13 protein-coding genes are annotated in these 13,815 nt (G+C 58.3%); 10 read left to right on the forward strand and 3 right to left on the reverse strand.

Annotated elements, in window-relative coordinates:
• Positions 1 to 88: 88 nt before the first annotated feature.
• From apaG to ACA068_RS26770, 7 genes are all read left to right on the forward strand, one after another.
• Positions 89 to 469, forward strand: a complete 381-nt coding sequence (apaG, locus tag ACA068_RS26740) for a Co2+/Mg2+ efflux facilitator ApaG/CorD (protein ID WP_497305913.1) — start codon at positions 89 to 91, stop codon at positions 467 to 469.
• On the forward strand, positions 469 to 1,350 hold the full coding sequence (locus tag ACA068_RS26745; protein WP_497305915.1) for a symmetrical bis(5'-nucleosyl)-tetraphosphatase: 882 nt from the start codon (positions 469 to 471) through the stop codon (positions 1,348 to 1,350). Before apaG ends, ACA068_RS26745 begins: the two co-directional genes overlap by 1 nt.
• A 33-nt stretch (positions 1,351 to 1,383) precedes the next feature.
• Positions 1,384 to 1,713 (forward strand): thiosulfate sulfurtransferase GlpE, encoded by a 330-nt coding sequence (gene glpE / locus ACA068_RS26750; protein WP_497305917.1) that lies wholly within the window; start codon positions 1,384 to 1,386, stop codon positions 1,711 to 1,713.
• A 296-nt stretch (positions 1,714 to 2,009) separates the two neighbouring features.
• Positions 2,010 to 3,932, forward strand: a complete 1,923-nt coding sequence (locus tag ACA068_RS26755) for a PrkA family serine protein kinase (RefSeq protein WP_008147199.1) — start codon at positions 2,010 to 2,012, stop codon at positions 3,930 to 3,932.
• Between the two features lie 204 nt (positions 3,933 to 4,136).
• Positions 4,137 to 5,408, forward strand: coding sequence for a YeaH/YhbH family protein (locus ACA068_RS26760; protein WP_010467159.1), 1,272 nt, complete (start codon positions 4,137 to 4,139; stop codon positions 5,406 to 5,408).
• A complete protein-coding gene (locus tag ACA068_RS26765; protein WP_077747309.1) occupies positions 5,405 to 6,967 on the forward strand; it encodes a SpoVR family protein in 1,563 nt (520 codons plus the stop codon). Before ACA068_RS26760 ends, ACA068_RS26765 begins: the two co-directional genes overlap by 4 nt.
• 63 nt (positions 6,968 to 7,030) lie before the next feature.
• Positions 7,031 to 8,260, forward strand: coding sequence for a multifunctional CCA addition/repair protein (locus ACA068_RS26770; protein ID WP_497305919.1), 1,230 nt, complete (start codon positions 7,031 to 7,033; stop codon positions 8,258 to 8,260).
• Between the two features lie 107 nt (positions 8,261 to 8,367).
• Here the strand turns inward: ACA068_RS26770 and folK are convergent, their stop codons facing one another.
• A complete protein-coding gene (folK, locus tag ACA068_RS26775; protein ID WP_497305920.1) occupies positions 8,368 to 8,886 on the reverse strand; it encodes a 2-amino-4-hydroxy-6-hydroxymethyldihydropteridine diphosphokinase in 519 nt (172 codons plus the stop codon).
• On the reverse strand, positions 8,877 to 9,233 hold the full coding sequence (folB, locus tag ACA068_RS26780) for a dihydroneopterin aldolase (protein WP_497305921.1): 357 nt from the start codon (positions 9,231 to 9,233) through the stop codon (positions 8,877 to 8,879). Before folB ends, folK begins: the two co-directional genes overlap by 10 nt.
• Positions 9,234 to 9,307: 74 nt before the next feature.
• On the opposite strand from folB, the gene plsY reads away from it, so the two are divergent.
• Positions 9,308 to 9,877 (forward strand): glycerol-3-phosphate 1-O-acyltransferase PlsY, encoded by a 570-nt coding sequence (plsY, locus tag ACA068_RS26785; protein ID WP_497305922.1) that lies wholly within the window; start codon positions 9,308 to 9,310, stop codon positions 9,875 to 9,877.
• Positions 9,878 to 9,900: 23 nt separating this feature from the next.
• On the opposite strand, the gene tsaD is transcribed toward plsY, so the two are convergent.
• Positions 9,901 to 10,926 carry a tRNA (adenosine(37)-N6)-threonylcarbamoyltransferase complex transferase subunit TsaD gene (gene tsaD / locus ACA068_RS26790; protein WP_010467153.1) on the reverse strand — a complete coding sequence of 342 codons (1,026 nt, stop codon included), beginning with the start codon at positions 10,924 to 10,926 and terminating at the stop codon, positions 9,901 to 9,903.
• A gap of 199 nt (positions 10,927 to 11,125) precedes the next feature.
• On the opposite strand from tsaD, the gene rpsU reads away from it, so the two are divergent.
• Both rpsU and dnaG read left to right on the forward strand, forming a co-directional pair.
• Complete coding sequence (gene rpsU / locus ACA068_RS26795) at positions 11,126 to 11,341, forward strand: 30S ribosomal protein S21 (RefSeq protein ID WP_002551877.1); 216 nt, start codon at positions 11,126 to 11,128, stop codon at positions 11,339 to 11,341.
• Between the two features lie 482 nt (positions 11,342 to 11,823).
• Positions 11,824 to 13,803: a DNA primase gene (gene dnaG / locus ACA068_RS26800; protein ID WP_497305923.1), complete on the forward strand. Its 1,980-nt coding sequence runs from the start codon at positions 11,824 to 11,826 to the stop codon at positions 13,801 to 13,803.
• The last annotated feature ends 12 nt before the right edge of the window (positions 13,804 to 13,815 follow it).

The raw sequence follows: 13,815 nt of genomic DNA on the forward strand, positions 1-13,815 counted from the left end.
CCATGTCTGGTTTACTACTCGATACTTGGCCTAGACTGAGTTCAATCAGCTACGCCCCGCGTCCCGCTTCGATTTTAAGGCCTCTTGCATGTCCGATCCTCGTTATCAGGTCGACGTCAGCGTCGTCACCCGCTATTTGGCAGAACAATCGCAACCCGAACACGACCGCTTTGCTTTTGCCTACACCATCACCGTGCAGAACAACGGCGAGTTACCGGCCAAGCTGCTGTCACGGCACTGGGTCATCACCGATGGCGACGGGCATGTCGAGGAGGTTCGCGGTGCAGGTGTCGTGGGCTTGCAGCCTTTAATCCAGGCCGGTGAAAACCACACTTACAGCAGCGGCACCGTCATGACCACCAGGGTCGGCACGATGCAAGGTACTTATGAGATGGTGGCCGACGACGGTAAACACTTCGACGCCGTCATCGCCCCCTTCCGCCTGGCGGTGCCCGGAGCCCTGCACTGATGGCAACGTATGCCGTCGGCGACCTTCAAGGCTGCCTTGAGCCGCTGCAATGCCTGCTCGAACAAGTCGCTTTCGACCCTGCAAAGGATCGTCTGTGGCTGGTGGGCGATCTGGTCAACCGTGGCCCGCAGTCGCTGGCAACCTTGCGCTTCCTCTATAGCATTCGCGAATCGCTGGTGTGCGTGCTCGGCAACCATGACCTGCACTTGCTGGCGGCCGGGCAGAACATCGAACGCCTGAAGAAATCCGATACCCTGTGCGAAATTCTCGACGCCCCCGATTGTCTGGAACTGCTGGAATGGGTACGCCAGCAAAAGCTCGTGCACTACGACGAACAGCGCAACATTGCCCTGGTCCATGCCGGCATCCCGCCACAGTGGTCGCTGCGCAAAGCCTTGAAATGCGCCGCAGAAGTTGAAGAAGCCCTGCGCGACGACAACCGCTTCCCGGCCTACCTTGACGGCATGTACGGCAACGATCCGGTGAAATGGGACAGCGACCTCAGAGGCGTGACCCGCCTGCGCGTGATCACCAACTATTTCACCCGCATGCGTTTTTGTACCAGCGAGGGCAAACTCGACCTCAAGGGCAAAGAAGGCATCGACACCGCGCCACCGGGCTATGCGCCGTGGTTCAAGCACAAGGAGCGCAAGACCAAGGGCGTGAAGATCATCTTCGGCCATTGGGCGGCGCTCGAAGGCCGGTGTGACGAGGCAGACGTCTTCGCGCTCGACACCGGGTGTGTCTGGGGTGGCTCCATGACCCTGATGAACGTCGACACCGGTGAACGCCTGCTGTGCAAATGCGACGAACATGGTCACACCCTACCGCCAGTTGCCCCCATCATTCCCGAACAAACGTCAGCCAGCGCCCAGCGCTAGACTGCGCTTTCAGCCGAGCCACAGGAGCCCGCCATGAGCGAATTCAAACGCATCCCACCAGAACAGGCACAGGCCCTGCGCGAACAAGGCGCAGTGGTGGTCGATGTCCGTGACCCTGCTACCTTTGCCGCGCTGCACATCGCCGGCTCGAAGCATCTGGACAACGTTTCCATCTCGGACTTCATCCGTGCAGCCGACCTTGATGCGCCTACGGTAGTGGTCTGCTACCACGGAAATTCCAGCCAGAGTGCCGCCGCTTACCTGATCAGCCAGGGCTTTTCCGACGTGTACAGCATGGATGGCGGTTTTGAGCTGTGGCGCACGACTTATCCTGCGGAAACAGCGCAAGGCACCTCCGAATAATTTTTTTGTAACGTGCAAGCCCCGGCCCCCGCGGGCTCGCACGGTGGCAGACGAACGGTCTGCCACAACTAATTACGTATCTCGCCTTTACCTCCCGAATTAGCAACTATCCTTAAGCCCAGGCCATCCAAAACAGGGGAGAGCCGGTACACCGGCGCGCGGATCATCGGGAGTAGCTTTCGGGGTAGTCAGATCCGAAAGAGTTCTGGGGGGTAAACAGCAACTGCATATCCGGTTGCTGCCAGCATCGACTGAATGATCCGGCGTCGGCTCCACGTATCGAGCGAGGTGACGTCATGAGTATCTTTAGCCACTTCCAACAACGCTTCGAGTCAACACGCCAGGAAGAACTCTCGCTGCAAGAGTATCTGGAGCTGTGCAAAAGCGACCGCAGCGCCTACGCCTCCGCCGCCGAGCGTCTGTTACTGGCCATCGGTGAACCGGAGCTTCTCGACACCTCGGCCAACTCGAGGCTGTCGCGAATCTTCTCCAACAAGGTGATCCGCCGCTATCCGGCCTTTGAAGACTTCCACGGGATGGAAGAATGCATTGACCAGATCGTGTCGTATTTCCGCCATGCCGCTCAGGGCCTGGAAGAGAAGAAACAAATCCTCTATCTGCTCGGCCCCGTCGGTGGCGGTAAATCGTCCCTGGCCGAGAAGCTGAAACAGCTGATCGAGAAAGTGCCTTTCTACGCCATCAAGGGCTCGCCGGTATTCGAGTCGCCGCTGGGTCTGTTCAACGCCACTGAAGATGGTGCGATCCTCGAAGAAGACTTTGGCATTCCGCGGCGCTACCTCAACACCATCATGTCGCCATGGGCCACCAAGCGCCTGGCCGAATTCGGCGGCGACATCAGTCAGTTCCGTGTGGTGAAACTCTATCCGTCGATTCTCAACCAGATCGCGGTGGCCAAAACCGAACCGGGCGATGAAAACAACCAGGACATCTCGGCGCTGGTGGGCAAGGTCGATATCCGCAAACTGGAGGAATACCCACAGAACGACGCCGATGCCTACAGCTATTCAGGCGCTCTGTGCCGGGCCAACCAGGGCCTGATGGAATTCGTCGAAATGTTCAAGGCGCCAATCAAGGTGCTGCACCCATTGCTGACCGCCACTCAGGAAGGCAACTACAACAGTACCGAAGGCCTCGGTGCGATTCCGTTTACCGGGATCCTGCTGGCTCACTCCAACGAATCGGAATGGCACACCTTCCGCAACAACAAGAACAACGAAGCCTTCATTGACCGGATCTATATCGTCAAAGTGCCGTACTGCCTGCGGGTCAGCGACGAGGTGAAGATCTACGACAAGCTTCTGTTCAACAGCTCACTGGCCAAGGCCCATTGCGCACCCGACACTCTGAAAATGCTCGCCCAGTTCACCGTGCTCTCACGCCTCAAGGAGCCGGAAAACTCCAACATCTATTCCAAGATGCGCGTGTATGACGGCGAGAACCTCAAAGACACGGATCCAAAAGCCAAGTCGATCCAGGAATACCGCGATAACGCCGGCGTTGACGAAGGCATGAACGGTCTATCGACCCGGTTTGCGTTCAAGATCCTGTCCAAGGTCTTCAACTTTGATCCGCACGAAATCGCCGCCAACCCGGTGCATTTGCTCTATGTGCTGGAACAACAGATCGAACAGGAACAATTCCAGGCCGAGACCCGCGAACGCTATCTGCGCTTCCTCAAGGAGTACCTGGCACCGCGTTATATCGAATTTATCGGCAAGGAGATCCAGACTGCCTATCTCGAGTCTTACAGCGAATACGGCCAGAACATCTTCGATCGCTACGTGCTGTACGCCGACTTCTGGATTCAGGACCAGGAATACCGAGATCCGGAAACCGGCGAAATCCTCAACCGCGTCGCGCTGAACGAAGAGCTTGAGAAAATCGAAAAACCGGCCGGCATCAGCAATCCGAAGGATTTCCGCAACGAAATCGTCAACTTCGTCTTGCGCGCCCGGGCCAACAACAATGGCAAAAACCCGACCTGGCTCAGCTACGAAAAACTGCGGGTGGTCATCGAGAAGAAAATGTTCTCCAACACCGAGGACCTCCTGCCAGTCATCAGCTTCAATGCCAAGGCCAGCAAAGAGGACCAGCAGAAGCACAACGACTTCGTCACACGGATGGTCGAGCGGGGCTACACCGACAAACAGGTACGACTGCTGTCCGAGTGGTATCTGCGGGTCAGAAAATCACAGTAACCCGCTGCCGGTCAGACCGGTTGTCGTCAGCCAGAGACCTGTGTGCGCTTTTTCTGTTACACAGGCCTCTGGAAGGTGTTCGAAAGTCGGTAGCGAGGTTCAGGCAGCATCCAAAGCGCTTGGGGGAGCGTGAACATCCCTTGGCACTCGGTACGATGCTGCATAACCGCTCGCCCCTTTCAGGACAGCTTCTAAGGAGCAGTCATGAGCTATGTGATCGACCGACGTCTCAATGGCAAGAACAAGAGCACGGTGAACCGCCAGCGGTTTCTGCGGCGTTACCGTGACCACATCAAGAAAGCCGTCGAAGAGGCGGTTAGCCGGCGTTCCATTACCGATATGGAGCACGGCGAACAGATCAGCATCCCCGGCCGCGACATCGACGAGCCGGTGCTTCACCATGGACGCGGTGGCAAGCAGACGGTCGTGCACCCCGGAAACAAGGAATTCACCAGCGGCGAACACATCGCACGCCCACCAGGAGGTGGCGGTGGACGGGGCCCAGGCAAGGCCGGCAACTCGGGCGAAGGGATGGACGAATTTGTCTTCCAGATCACCCAGGAGGAGTTTCTCGAGTTCATGTTCGAGGACCTCGAGCTGCCGAACCTGGTCAAACGCAACCTGACCGGCACCGACACTTTCAAGACCGTACGCGCGGGTATCAGCAACGAAGGCAACCCGTCGCGAATCAACATCATCCGAACCCTGCGCTCGGCCCATGCCCGGCGAATCGCCCTGTCTGGCAGCAGCCGGGCAAAGTTACGGGAAGCCAAAGAGGAACTGCTGCGACTCAAGCGGGATGAACCGGATAACTTCGGCGATATTCAGGAGATCGAAGCAGAAATCGAAAAACTCAGTGCGCGCATCCATCGCGTTCCCTTTCTCGATACCTTTGACCTCAAGTACAACCTGCTCATCAAGCAGCCGAACCCCAGCTCCAAGGCGGTGATGTTCTGTCTGATGGACGTGTCCGGCTCCATGACCCAGGCGACCAAGGACATCGCCAAGCGCTTCTTCATCCTGCTGTACCTGTTTCTCAAGCGTAACTACGACAAGATCGACGTCGTATTCATCCGCCACCACACCAGCGCCCGCGAAGTGGATGAGGAGGAATTCTTCTACTCCAGGGAAACCGGCGGCACCATCGTTTCCAGCGCCTTGAAACTGATGCAAGAGATCATGGCCGAACGTTATCCGAGCAATGAGTGGAACATCTACGCAGCCCAAGCGTCCGACGGCGACAACTGGAACGACGACTCGCCGATCTGCCGCGACATTCTGATCAACCAGATCATGCCGTTCGTGCAGTACTACACTTACGTTGAGATTACCCCTCGCGAACACCAGGCTTTGTGGTTCGAATACGAACGCATTGCCGAAGCCTTCTCTGACACTTTTGCCCAGCAGCAACTGGTCTCGGCCGGGGATATCTACCCGGTCTTCCGTGAACTCTTCCAGCGCAGGTTAGTGACATGACCGCCAAAGAGCAGAAGCGCCAACCCATTTCCACCGGCTCCGAATGGACGTTCGAGCTGATCCAGGCTTACGACAAAGAAATCAGTCGCCTAGCGGCTCGTTATGCCTTGGATACCTACCCCAACCAGATCGAAGTGATCACCGCCGAGCAGATGATGGATGCCTACGCCTCCGTCGGCATGCCGCTGGGTTATCACCATTGGTCCTACGGCAAACACTTCCTCAGCACCGAGAAGTCCTACAGCCGTGGGCAGATGGGGTTGGCCTACGAGATTGTGATCAATTCGGACCCATGCATCGCCTATTTGATGGAAGAAAACACCATCTGCATGCAAGCCCTGGTGGTCGCTCACGCCTGCTACGGCCACAACAGCTTCTTCAAGGGCAATTACCTGTTCCGCACCTGGACCGACGCCAGTTCGATCATCGATTACCTGGTCTTTGCCAAGCAGTACATCATGCAGTGCGAAGAACGCCACGGCATCGATGCGGTGGAGGACCTGCTGGATTCCTGCCATGCGTTGATGAACTACGGGGTTGATCGCTACAAACGCCCCTATCCGATCTCGGCTGAAGAAGAACGCCGCCGGCAGAAGGATCGGGAAGAGCATTTGCAGAAGCAGATCAACGATCTGTGGCGCACCATTCCAAAAGGGGCCGACAAGTACAGCGACAAGGACAACGCACGCTTCCCCGCCGAACCCCAGGAAAACATCCTGTACTTCATCGAAAAACACGCGCCGCTGCTGGAGCCCTGGCAGCGGGAAATCGTGCGGATCGTGCGCAAGATCGCCCAGTATTTCTATCCGCAACGCCAGACCCAGGTCATGAACGAAGGCTGGGCCACGTTCTGGCACTACACGCTGATGAACGATCTGTATGACGAAGGCCTCGTTACCGACGGCTTCATGATGGAGTTTCTGACGTCACACACCAGCGTGGTCTACCAACCCGGCTTCGACAGCCCCTACTACAACGGCATCAACCCCTACACCCTGGGTTTTGCCATGTACCGGGACATCCGCCGCATGTGTGAACACCCTACCGAAGAGGATTACCGCTGGTTCCCTGAGATTGCCGGTACCGACTGGCTGTCGAGCATCAAGTTCGCCATGAGCAGCTTCAAGGATGAAAGCTTCATCCTGCAGTACCTGTCACCGCAGGTGATCCGCGACCTGAAGTTGTTCAGTATTCTCGATGACGACCAAAAGGACGATCTGCTGGTCCCGGCCATTCACGATGAAGGCGGCTACCGCACCATTCGCGAAACCCTGGCCGCACAGTACAACCTTGGTAATCGCGAGCCCAATATTCAGATCTACAGCATCGACCGGCGCGGCGACCGCTCCCTGACCTTGCGTCACCAGCAACACGACCGCAAACCGCTGGGCGAGTCCACAGAGGAAGTGCTCAAGCACCTGCACCGGTTGTGGGGCTTCGACATTCACCTGGAAACGTTGCAAGGCGACCAAGTCATGAAAGTTCACCATGTTCCGCCCAGAAGCGAGCACAGCGAGGGGGATTACGGCCGGCTGGACTTGGCCGTCATTCATCTTTGATCCTGTTTCTGCCTCCGGAAGTACGACGCAAAGGTTATTCTGTCGAGCTAACGGAGGTTTTTTATGCGGATTTTTAAAGTCGGCGGCGCGGTACGCGATCGCCTGCTGGGCAAACCTGTCACCGATATCGACTGGGTTGTGGTCGGGGCCACCACCGAAGAAATGCTCGCCAAGGGCTATCGCCCGGTGGGCGCTGACTTCCCGGTATTTCTTCACCCCAAGAGCGGTGAGGAATACGCCCTCGCCCGTACCGAACGCAAAAGCGGACGTGGTTACGGCGGCTTCACCTTTCACGCCAGCCCCGAAGTCACCCTCGAAGAAGACCTGATCCGTCGCGACCTGACGATCAACGCCATGGCCGAAGACGATCAGCAGAATCTGACCGATCCTTACCACGGCCAGCGCGATCTCGAAGCTCGAGTGCTTCGTCACGTTTCCCCCGCGTTCGCCGAAGATCCGCTCCGTGTTCTGCGCGTTGCCCGCTTCGCTGCTCGTTATGCCGGGCTGGGTTTCACCGTCGCGCCTGAAACACTTGAGCTGATGCGTCAACTCAGCGAGTCAGGCGAACTGGAGGCGCTGACTGCCGAACGCAGTTGGAAAGAGATTTCCCGTGCGTTGATGGAAGATCAGCCACAGGTCTTCGTCGAGGTGCTGCGCGAATGCGGCGCGCTCAAGGTGTTAATGCCGGAAGTCGATGCCCTGTTCGGCGTGCCACAACCGGTAGCCCACCACCCGGAAATCGACACGGGGGTGCACACCCTGAGCGTGCTTGAGCAAGCGGCGCAGCACAAACAGCCGCTGACCGTGCGTTGGGCGTGCCTGCTGCATGATCTGGGCAAAGGATTGACCCCTAAGGAAGAGTGGCCGCGTCACATCGCCCATGAACACACGGGCCTGAAGCTGATCAAAGCGGTCAACGAACGCTTCAAGGCACCGAAGGACTGTCAGGAACTGGCATTGCTGGTGGGCCAATATCACACCCACGGCCACCGCGCTCTGGAGCTGAAGGCCTCGACTTTGCTGGAGCTGCTGCAGAGTTTCGACGTTTACCGTCGACCGCAGCGGTTTGAAGATTTCATTGCGGCGTGCGAGATGGACGCCCGAGGCCGAAAAGGTCTGGAGCAGAGAAGTTATCCACAGGCGGATTATTTGCGCGGGGCGGCGACTGCGGCACGGAGCGTGGCGGTACAGCCATTGCTGGAGAAGGGATTCAAGGGGCCGGAATTGGGCGAGGCAATCAAGCGCGAACGGCTCAAGGCGTTGAAGATTTACAAAGAGACGGCGTCTACTTGAAAAGCTTCGCGGGCAAGCCTCGCTCCTACAAGTTCGGACCGATCACACAATTGGAAAATAACCCGGAACTGTAGGAGCGAGGCTTGCCCGCGAAGGCGTCATCCACCTCACAATAAATTCGAAGGGGTCAATTGCTCACCGCGCCACTCAAACGCCACCGGCGCCAACACCTGATCAATCTGCGCCTCACGCCACAACGTCACAAAGCTTTTGCCTACGCCCGGATGCACTCTGTCCGGCGCAATCAGCGACAACGGCCACAGCACGAAGGCATTTTTCAGAATCTCTGCCCGCGGCAGGATCAGTCCGTCGAAATTGCCGACCAGATCGCCAAACAGCAGCACGTCGATATCCAGCGGCAAACCCTTGCGGTCCGGCGCATAACGGCCATTGTCCGCCTCGATGAACTTCAATCGACGGTCCAGCTCCATCAGCGGCAGATTGGTGTAAGCCGACACCACAAAATTGAAGAACGGCCCGCTCTTGATTCCCACAGGCTGGCTTTCGAATACCGCCGAGCAGCGTATATCCACCAGGAATCCCGCCAGGGCTTCCAGGCCGGCCTGCAAATGGGTTTCGCGCTCGATATTGCTACCGAGCCCGAGATACACCTGAGTCAGCGACATCCGCGCTCGATCTCCACGCCCACACCACCGATGGCCGCCGGGACGGCGCCTGGTTTGGTCAGCTTGAGGCGCATCCAGGTGATCTTGAATTCGCCCATCAACACCTCAACCAGACGCTCGGCGAAGGTCTCGACCAGCTGGAACTGTGCCTGTTCGGCAAAGGCCTGGATACGTGACGAAACGCTGGCATAGTCGAGCGCCAGGGTCAGGTCATCGCCTGCCGCTGCCGGGCGATTGTCCCAGGCGAAGCTCAGATCAAGTCGCAGGCACTGTCGGATGCCTCGTTCCCAGTCGTAGGCACCAATCACGGTGTCGACTTCCAGGCCCTCGATAAACACTCTGTCCAAGCACTTTTCTCCGCTGCACGACAAGGGCGCAATGCGCCGTTAGAATCAGGGCGTCCTCGCCCGGAATAGTTAGCATGTTTTGGTTACTGGCGACCCTCGCCTACCTGCTCGGCTCTCTGTCCTTCGCCATTTTGCTCAGCCGCCTGACCGGTAACCCCGATCCGCGAATGAGTGGCTCGGGCAATGCTGGCGCCACCAACATGCTGCGTCTGGCGGGCAAGAAGCTCGCCATCCTGACCTTGATCGGCGACCTCTGCAAAGGCTTGCTACCAGTGCTGATCGCCGGTGTTGCGGGTCTTTCGCTCCAAGAACAAGCCTGGATCGGCGTCTGCGCCGTCATCGGCCACCTGTTCCCGCTGTACTTCCGCTTTCGCGGTGGCAAGGGTGTCGCCACCGCAGCCGGAATGCTCCTGGGCCTGTATCCGCCCGCTGCATTGCTGGCGGCCTGCACCTGGGTGCTGACGTTCTACCTGACCCGCACCAGCTCACTCGCCGCACTGATCGCCACACCGCTGACCCTGCCGCTGCTGGCCTGGCAGGAACCGGCGGCACTGCTGCCCATGAGCGCACTCACGGGACTGATCGTCTGGCGTCATCGCGGAAATCTACGCGACCTGTTTGCCGGGCGCGAACGGCATTTTTAAATACCGGACATGAGCACCGCTCATCACAAAGCCGACAGTTGCTCCATCGGCCAGCGCGCCTGCACGCTGATCGCCAGGCTTTCGTGCTGACCGGCCTGCAAGCGCTGGCAACCGGCAAACGCAATCATCGCGCCATTGTCGGTGCAGAACTCCGGACGGGCATAAAACACATCGCCTTTCATGTCGCCGAGCATTTTCTCCAGGGAGGTGCGCAGCGCCTTGTTGGCGCTGACGCCCCCAGCGATCACCAGACGCTTCATGCCCGCCTGCTTCAGGGCGCGCTTGCACTTGATGGTCAAAGTCTCCACCACGGCCTGCTGGAACGCCAGCGAGATGTCGCAACGGGCTTGCTCGCTGTCGTCCCCGGCGCTGACGCTCTGCTGCCAGGTGTTCAGGGCAAAGGTTTTCAAGCCACTGAAGCTGAATGCCAGGCCCGGGCGATCGCACATGGGACGCGGAAAGGTGAAACGCCCTGAAACACCCCGCTCTGCAAGCTTGGCGATTTCCGGACCGCCCGGATAATTGAGGCCCATCATCTTCGCCGTTTTGTCGAACGCTTCACCGGCGGCATCGTCGAGTGTCTCGCCCAACAGCGTGTAATGGCCAATCCCATCGACCTGAACCAGCTGCGTATGACCACCCGACACCAACAAAGCGACGAACGGGAATTGCGGCGGTTGCGGCTCCAGCATCGGCGCCAGCAAATGGCCTTCCATGTGGTGCACACCCAGCGCCGGAATACCCCAGGCGAAGGCCAGCGCCTGAGCGCAAGAGGCGCCCACCAGCAAGGCACCGACCAGGCCAGGACCCGCGGTATAGGCGATGGCGTCGATCTCGGTCGGCACACAGTCAGCTTCGGCCAACACCTGACGAATCAAGGGCAGCATGCGTTTGACGTGGTCGCGCGAGGCCAGCTCCGGCACCACACCGCCGTAGGCGCGGTGCAGGTCGATCTGGCTGAACAGTGCGTCGGCCAGCAGGCCGCGTTCACTGTCATATAATGCGACACCGGTTTCGTCGCAGGAGGTTTCTAATCCCAGTACTAGCATGGGTTTGCGCCTTGTTTAGGCTGAATTCGAAGGCGCGCATAATAGTCGCCACGTGATGCCCCGGCCAGCGGTTTTCGATCAGAGGCTTTGCATTCCGAGCGATGAGGCGTTAACATCCGCAACCCTTAAAAACCGACGTCTTCAAGTGCTCTTTTGCCACGAGGATGTTGACCCCGGTAATGAATGAAGGTAGCTCTGGATGCCAGCCGTCAAAGTAAAAGAGAACGAACCCTTCGACGTAGCTCTGCGTCGTTTCAAGCGCTCCTGCGAAAAAGCCGGTGTACTGGCTGAAGTTCGTAGCCGCGAATTCTACGAGAAGCCTACTTCTGAGCGTAAGCGCAAAGCAGCAGCCGCTGTTAAGCGTCACGCGAAGAAAGTTCAGCGCGAACAGCGCCGCGCCGTTCGTCTGTACTAATACACAGACGTTCGTAGCAAGCTTCTGCCAAGCCCGGCCCTCAGCCGGGCTAATGGCATTTGCGGAAAACGCTTGATGCTTCACCGTCAAAGCCGCAGACGCGACCGAGACAAACCTGCTTCACAGCGTCAGACCTGGCTCTTTTGCCAGCGGTGCACGTCTTTTCTGACGAGCCTTCCAAGGCTACTGACGAGCACACCCACTGATTCCTCTCACGACGATCAGCCCAAGGCACCTTCTTGCGTGCCCGCTTATGAGCTATCCGAGGCCCTCGACTGGCCGCAGCGGATTTCAGCGAAATACTTTCATATAGTCGAATACTGATTGGCACTAACGTCAGTGGATTTTCGGCAGATACACTTCCCGACAGCGATTACGCAGACGACACCGGTCGAGCCGCACATTTTGCGCGCCTCAAACAACGACCCGCGTTCGGCCGCTCATCGTTTTGGGTCCCTTTCAGCGCAGATGACGAGAACGCCATGGCCGGGCTAATTCCCCAGAGCTTCATTGACGACCTTCTGAACCGCACCGACATCGTCGATGTGGTCAGCTCGCGCCTGCAAATGAAAAAGGCCGGCAAGAATTACACCGCCTGCTGCCCTTTTCATAAAGAGAAAACCCCGTCCTTCAGCGTCAGCCCCGACAAACAGTTCTATTACTGCTTCGGCTGCGGCGCAGGCGGTAACGCCCTCGGTTTCATGATGGACCACGACAACCTGGATTTCGTCCAGGCGGTCGAAGAACTGGCCAAAGCCGCCGGCATGGAAATCCCCCGCGAAGAAAGCGGTCGTCCGCACAAACCGCGGCAACCGACTGATTCGCCGCTGTACCCGCTACTGACTGCGGCCGCCGAGTTTTACCGTCAAGCCCTGAAAAGCCATCCATCGCGCAAAGCCGCGGTGGATTACTTAAAAGGTCGCGGGCTGACCGGCGAAATCGCCCGGGACTTTGGCCTCGGCTTCGCGCCGCCCGGCTGGGACAATCTGTTCAAGCATTTGAGCAGCGACACCCTGCAACAAAAAGCCATGGTCGACGCCGGCCTGCTGATCGAGAATGCCGAAACCGGCAAACGCTATGACCGCTTTCGCGATCGCGTGATGTTCCCGATCCGTGACAGCCGCGGGCGCATCATTGCTTTCGGCGGCCGGGTATTGGGCGACGACAAGCCGAAATACCTGAACTCACCGGAAACCCCGGTATTCCATAAAGGCCAGGAACTCTATGGCCTTTATGAAGCACGCAAGAACAACCGCAACCTCGACGAAATCATCGTCGTCGAAGGCTACATGGACGTCATTGCCCTCGCCCAACAAGGCTTGCGCAATGCCGTCGCGACCCTGGGCACTGCCACCAGCGAAGAGCACTTGAAGCGGCTGTTTCGCGTCGTGCCCAACGTGCTTTTTTGCTTCGACGGCGACCAGGCTGGCCGCAACGCTGCGTGGCGCGCACTGGAAGCTGCCCTGCCGTGCCTGCAAGACGGGCGGCGCGCGCGCTTTCTGTTCCTGCCCGAAGGCGAAGACCCGGACACGCTAGTCCGCTCCGAAGGTACTGACGCCTTCCGCGCGCGAATCAATCAGCACGCCCAGCCATTAGCGGATTATTTCTTTCAGCAACTGACCGAGGAATCGGACCCGCGCTCGCTCGAAGGCAAGGCCCACATGGCCACCCTTGCCGCGCCGCTGATCGACAAGGTCCCGGGCGCGAACTTGCGCATTCTGATGCGTCAGCGCCTGACCGAGATTACCGGGCTCAGCGGCGAAGCCGTGAGCCAACTGGTGCAAAGCGCACCTCAGGATGCGCCACCGGCTTACGACCCGGGCATCGATTACGACGCCATGCCGGATTACAGCGACTACCATCAGCCGCAAGCACAAGAGATGTATGTGCCGCAGCAAGAATGGACACCGAAGAAACCCGGCGCAGGCGGCAAGAAGTGGGACAAGAAACCCTGGGACAAAAACGGCAAGCGGGGCGGTGATCGCGATCAACATAGTGCCCCGCGCACACCGATCGCCGTCGAAGCTCCAACACTGATAGCGCTGCGCACCCTCATTCATCACCCGGAACTGGCGGGCAAGGTAGAAACTGCCGATCACTTCGCGAATGAGAGCAACACTTACGCGCAACTGCTGGTAGCCCTCATCGGGGCGGTGCAGAAAAATCCTAAGCTAAACTCCATTCAGTTGATGGCCCGCTGGCACGGGACTGAACAGGGGCGTCTGCTCAAGGCTTTGGCGGAAAAGGAATGGCTGATTGACGGTGACAACCTTGAACAACAGTTTTTAGACACCATTACTAGGTTATCGGCAAGTCAACACACGGATAGCCTGGAAGTACTTATAAGGAAAGCAAGGCAGCCAGGATTGACTGCGGAGGAAGCAAATCAGATCGCAAATCAGATGCGCGACCTATTAAAACGCAATATGGCTGTATCAGACCCGACCTCAACTGGCGCGTGAGGTCATAGCTCA

This window comes from Pseudomonas sp. LBUM1660 (genome assembly GCF_059695935.1).

Excerpts from the sequence above, each read along its gene's own strand:
- apaG (WP_497305913.1), top strand. The coding sequence starts at position 89 with ATGTCCGATCCTCGTTATCAGGTCGACGTCAGCGTCGTCACCCGCTAT.
- tsaD (WP_010467153.1), bottom strand. The coding sequence starts at position 10,926 with ATGCTAGTACTGGGATTAGAAACCTCCTGCGACGAAACCGGTGTCGCA.
- glpE (WP_497305917.1), top strand. The coding sequence starts at position 1,384 with ATGAGCGAATTCAAACGCATCCCACCAGAACAGGCACAGGCCCTGCGC.
- ACA068_RS26765 (WP_077747309.1), top strand. The coding sequence starts at position 5,405 with ATGACCGCCAAAGAGCAGAAGCGCCAACCCATTTCCACCGGCTCCGAA.
- plsY (WP_497305922.1), top strand. The coding sequence starts at position 9,308 with ATGTTTTGGTTACTGGCGACCCTCGCCTACCTGCTCGGCTCTCTGTCC.
- dnaG (WP_497305923.1), top strand. The coding sequence starts at position 11,824 with ATGGCCGGGCTAATTCCCCAGAGCTTCATTGACGACCTTCTGAACCGC.
- ACA068_RS26745 (WP_497305915.1), top strand. The coding sequence starts at position 469 with ATGGCAACGTATGCCGTCGGCGACCTTCAAGGCTGCCTTGAGCCGCTG.
- ACA068_RS26770 (WP_497305919.1), top strand. The coding sequence starts at position 7,031 with ATGCGGATTTTTAAAGTCGGCGGCGCGGTACGCGATCGCCTGCTGGGC.
- rpsU (WP_002551877.1), top strand. The coding sequence starts at position 11,126 with ATGCCAGCCGTCAAAGTAAAAGAGAACGAACCCTTCGACGTAGCTCTG.
- ACA068_RS26760 (WP_010467159.1), top strand. The coding sequence starts at position 4,137 with ATGAGCTATGTGATCGACCGACGTCTCAATGGCAAGAACAAGAGCACG.
- folK (WP_497305920.1), bottom strand. The coding sequence starts at position 8,886 with ATGTCGCTGACTCAGGTGTATCTCGGGCTCGGTAGCAATATCGAGCGC.
- ACA068_RS26755 (WP_008147199.1), top strand. The coding sequence starts at position 2,010 with ATGAGTATCTTTAGCCACTTCCAACAACGCTTCGAGTCAACACGCCAG.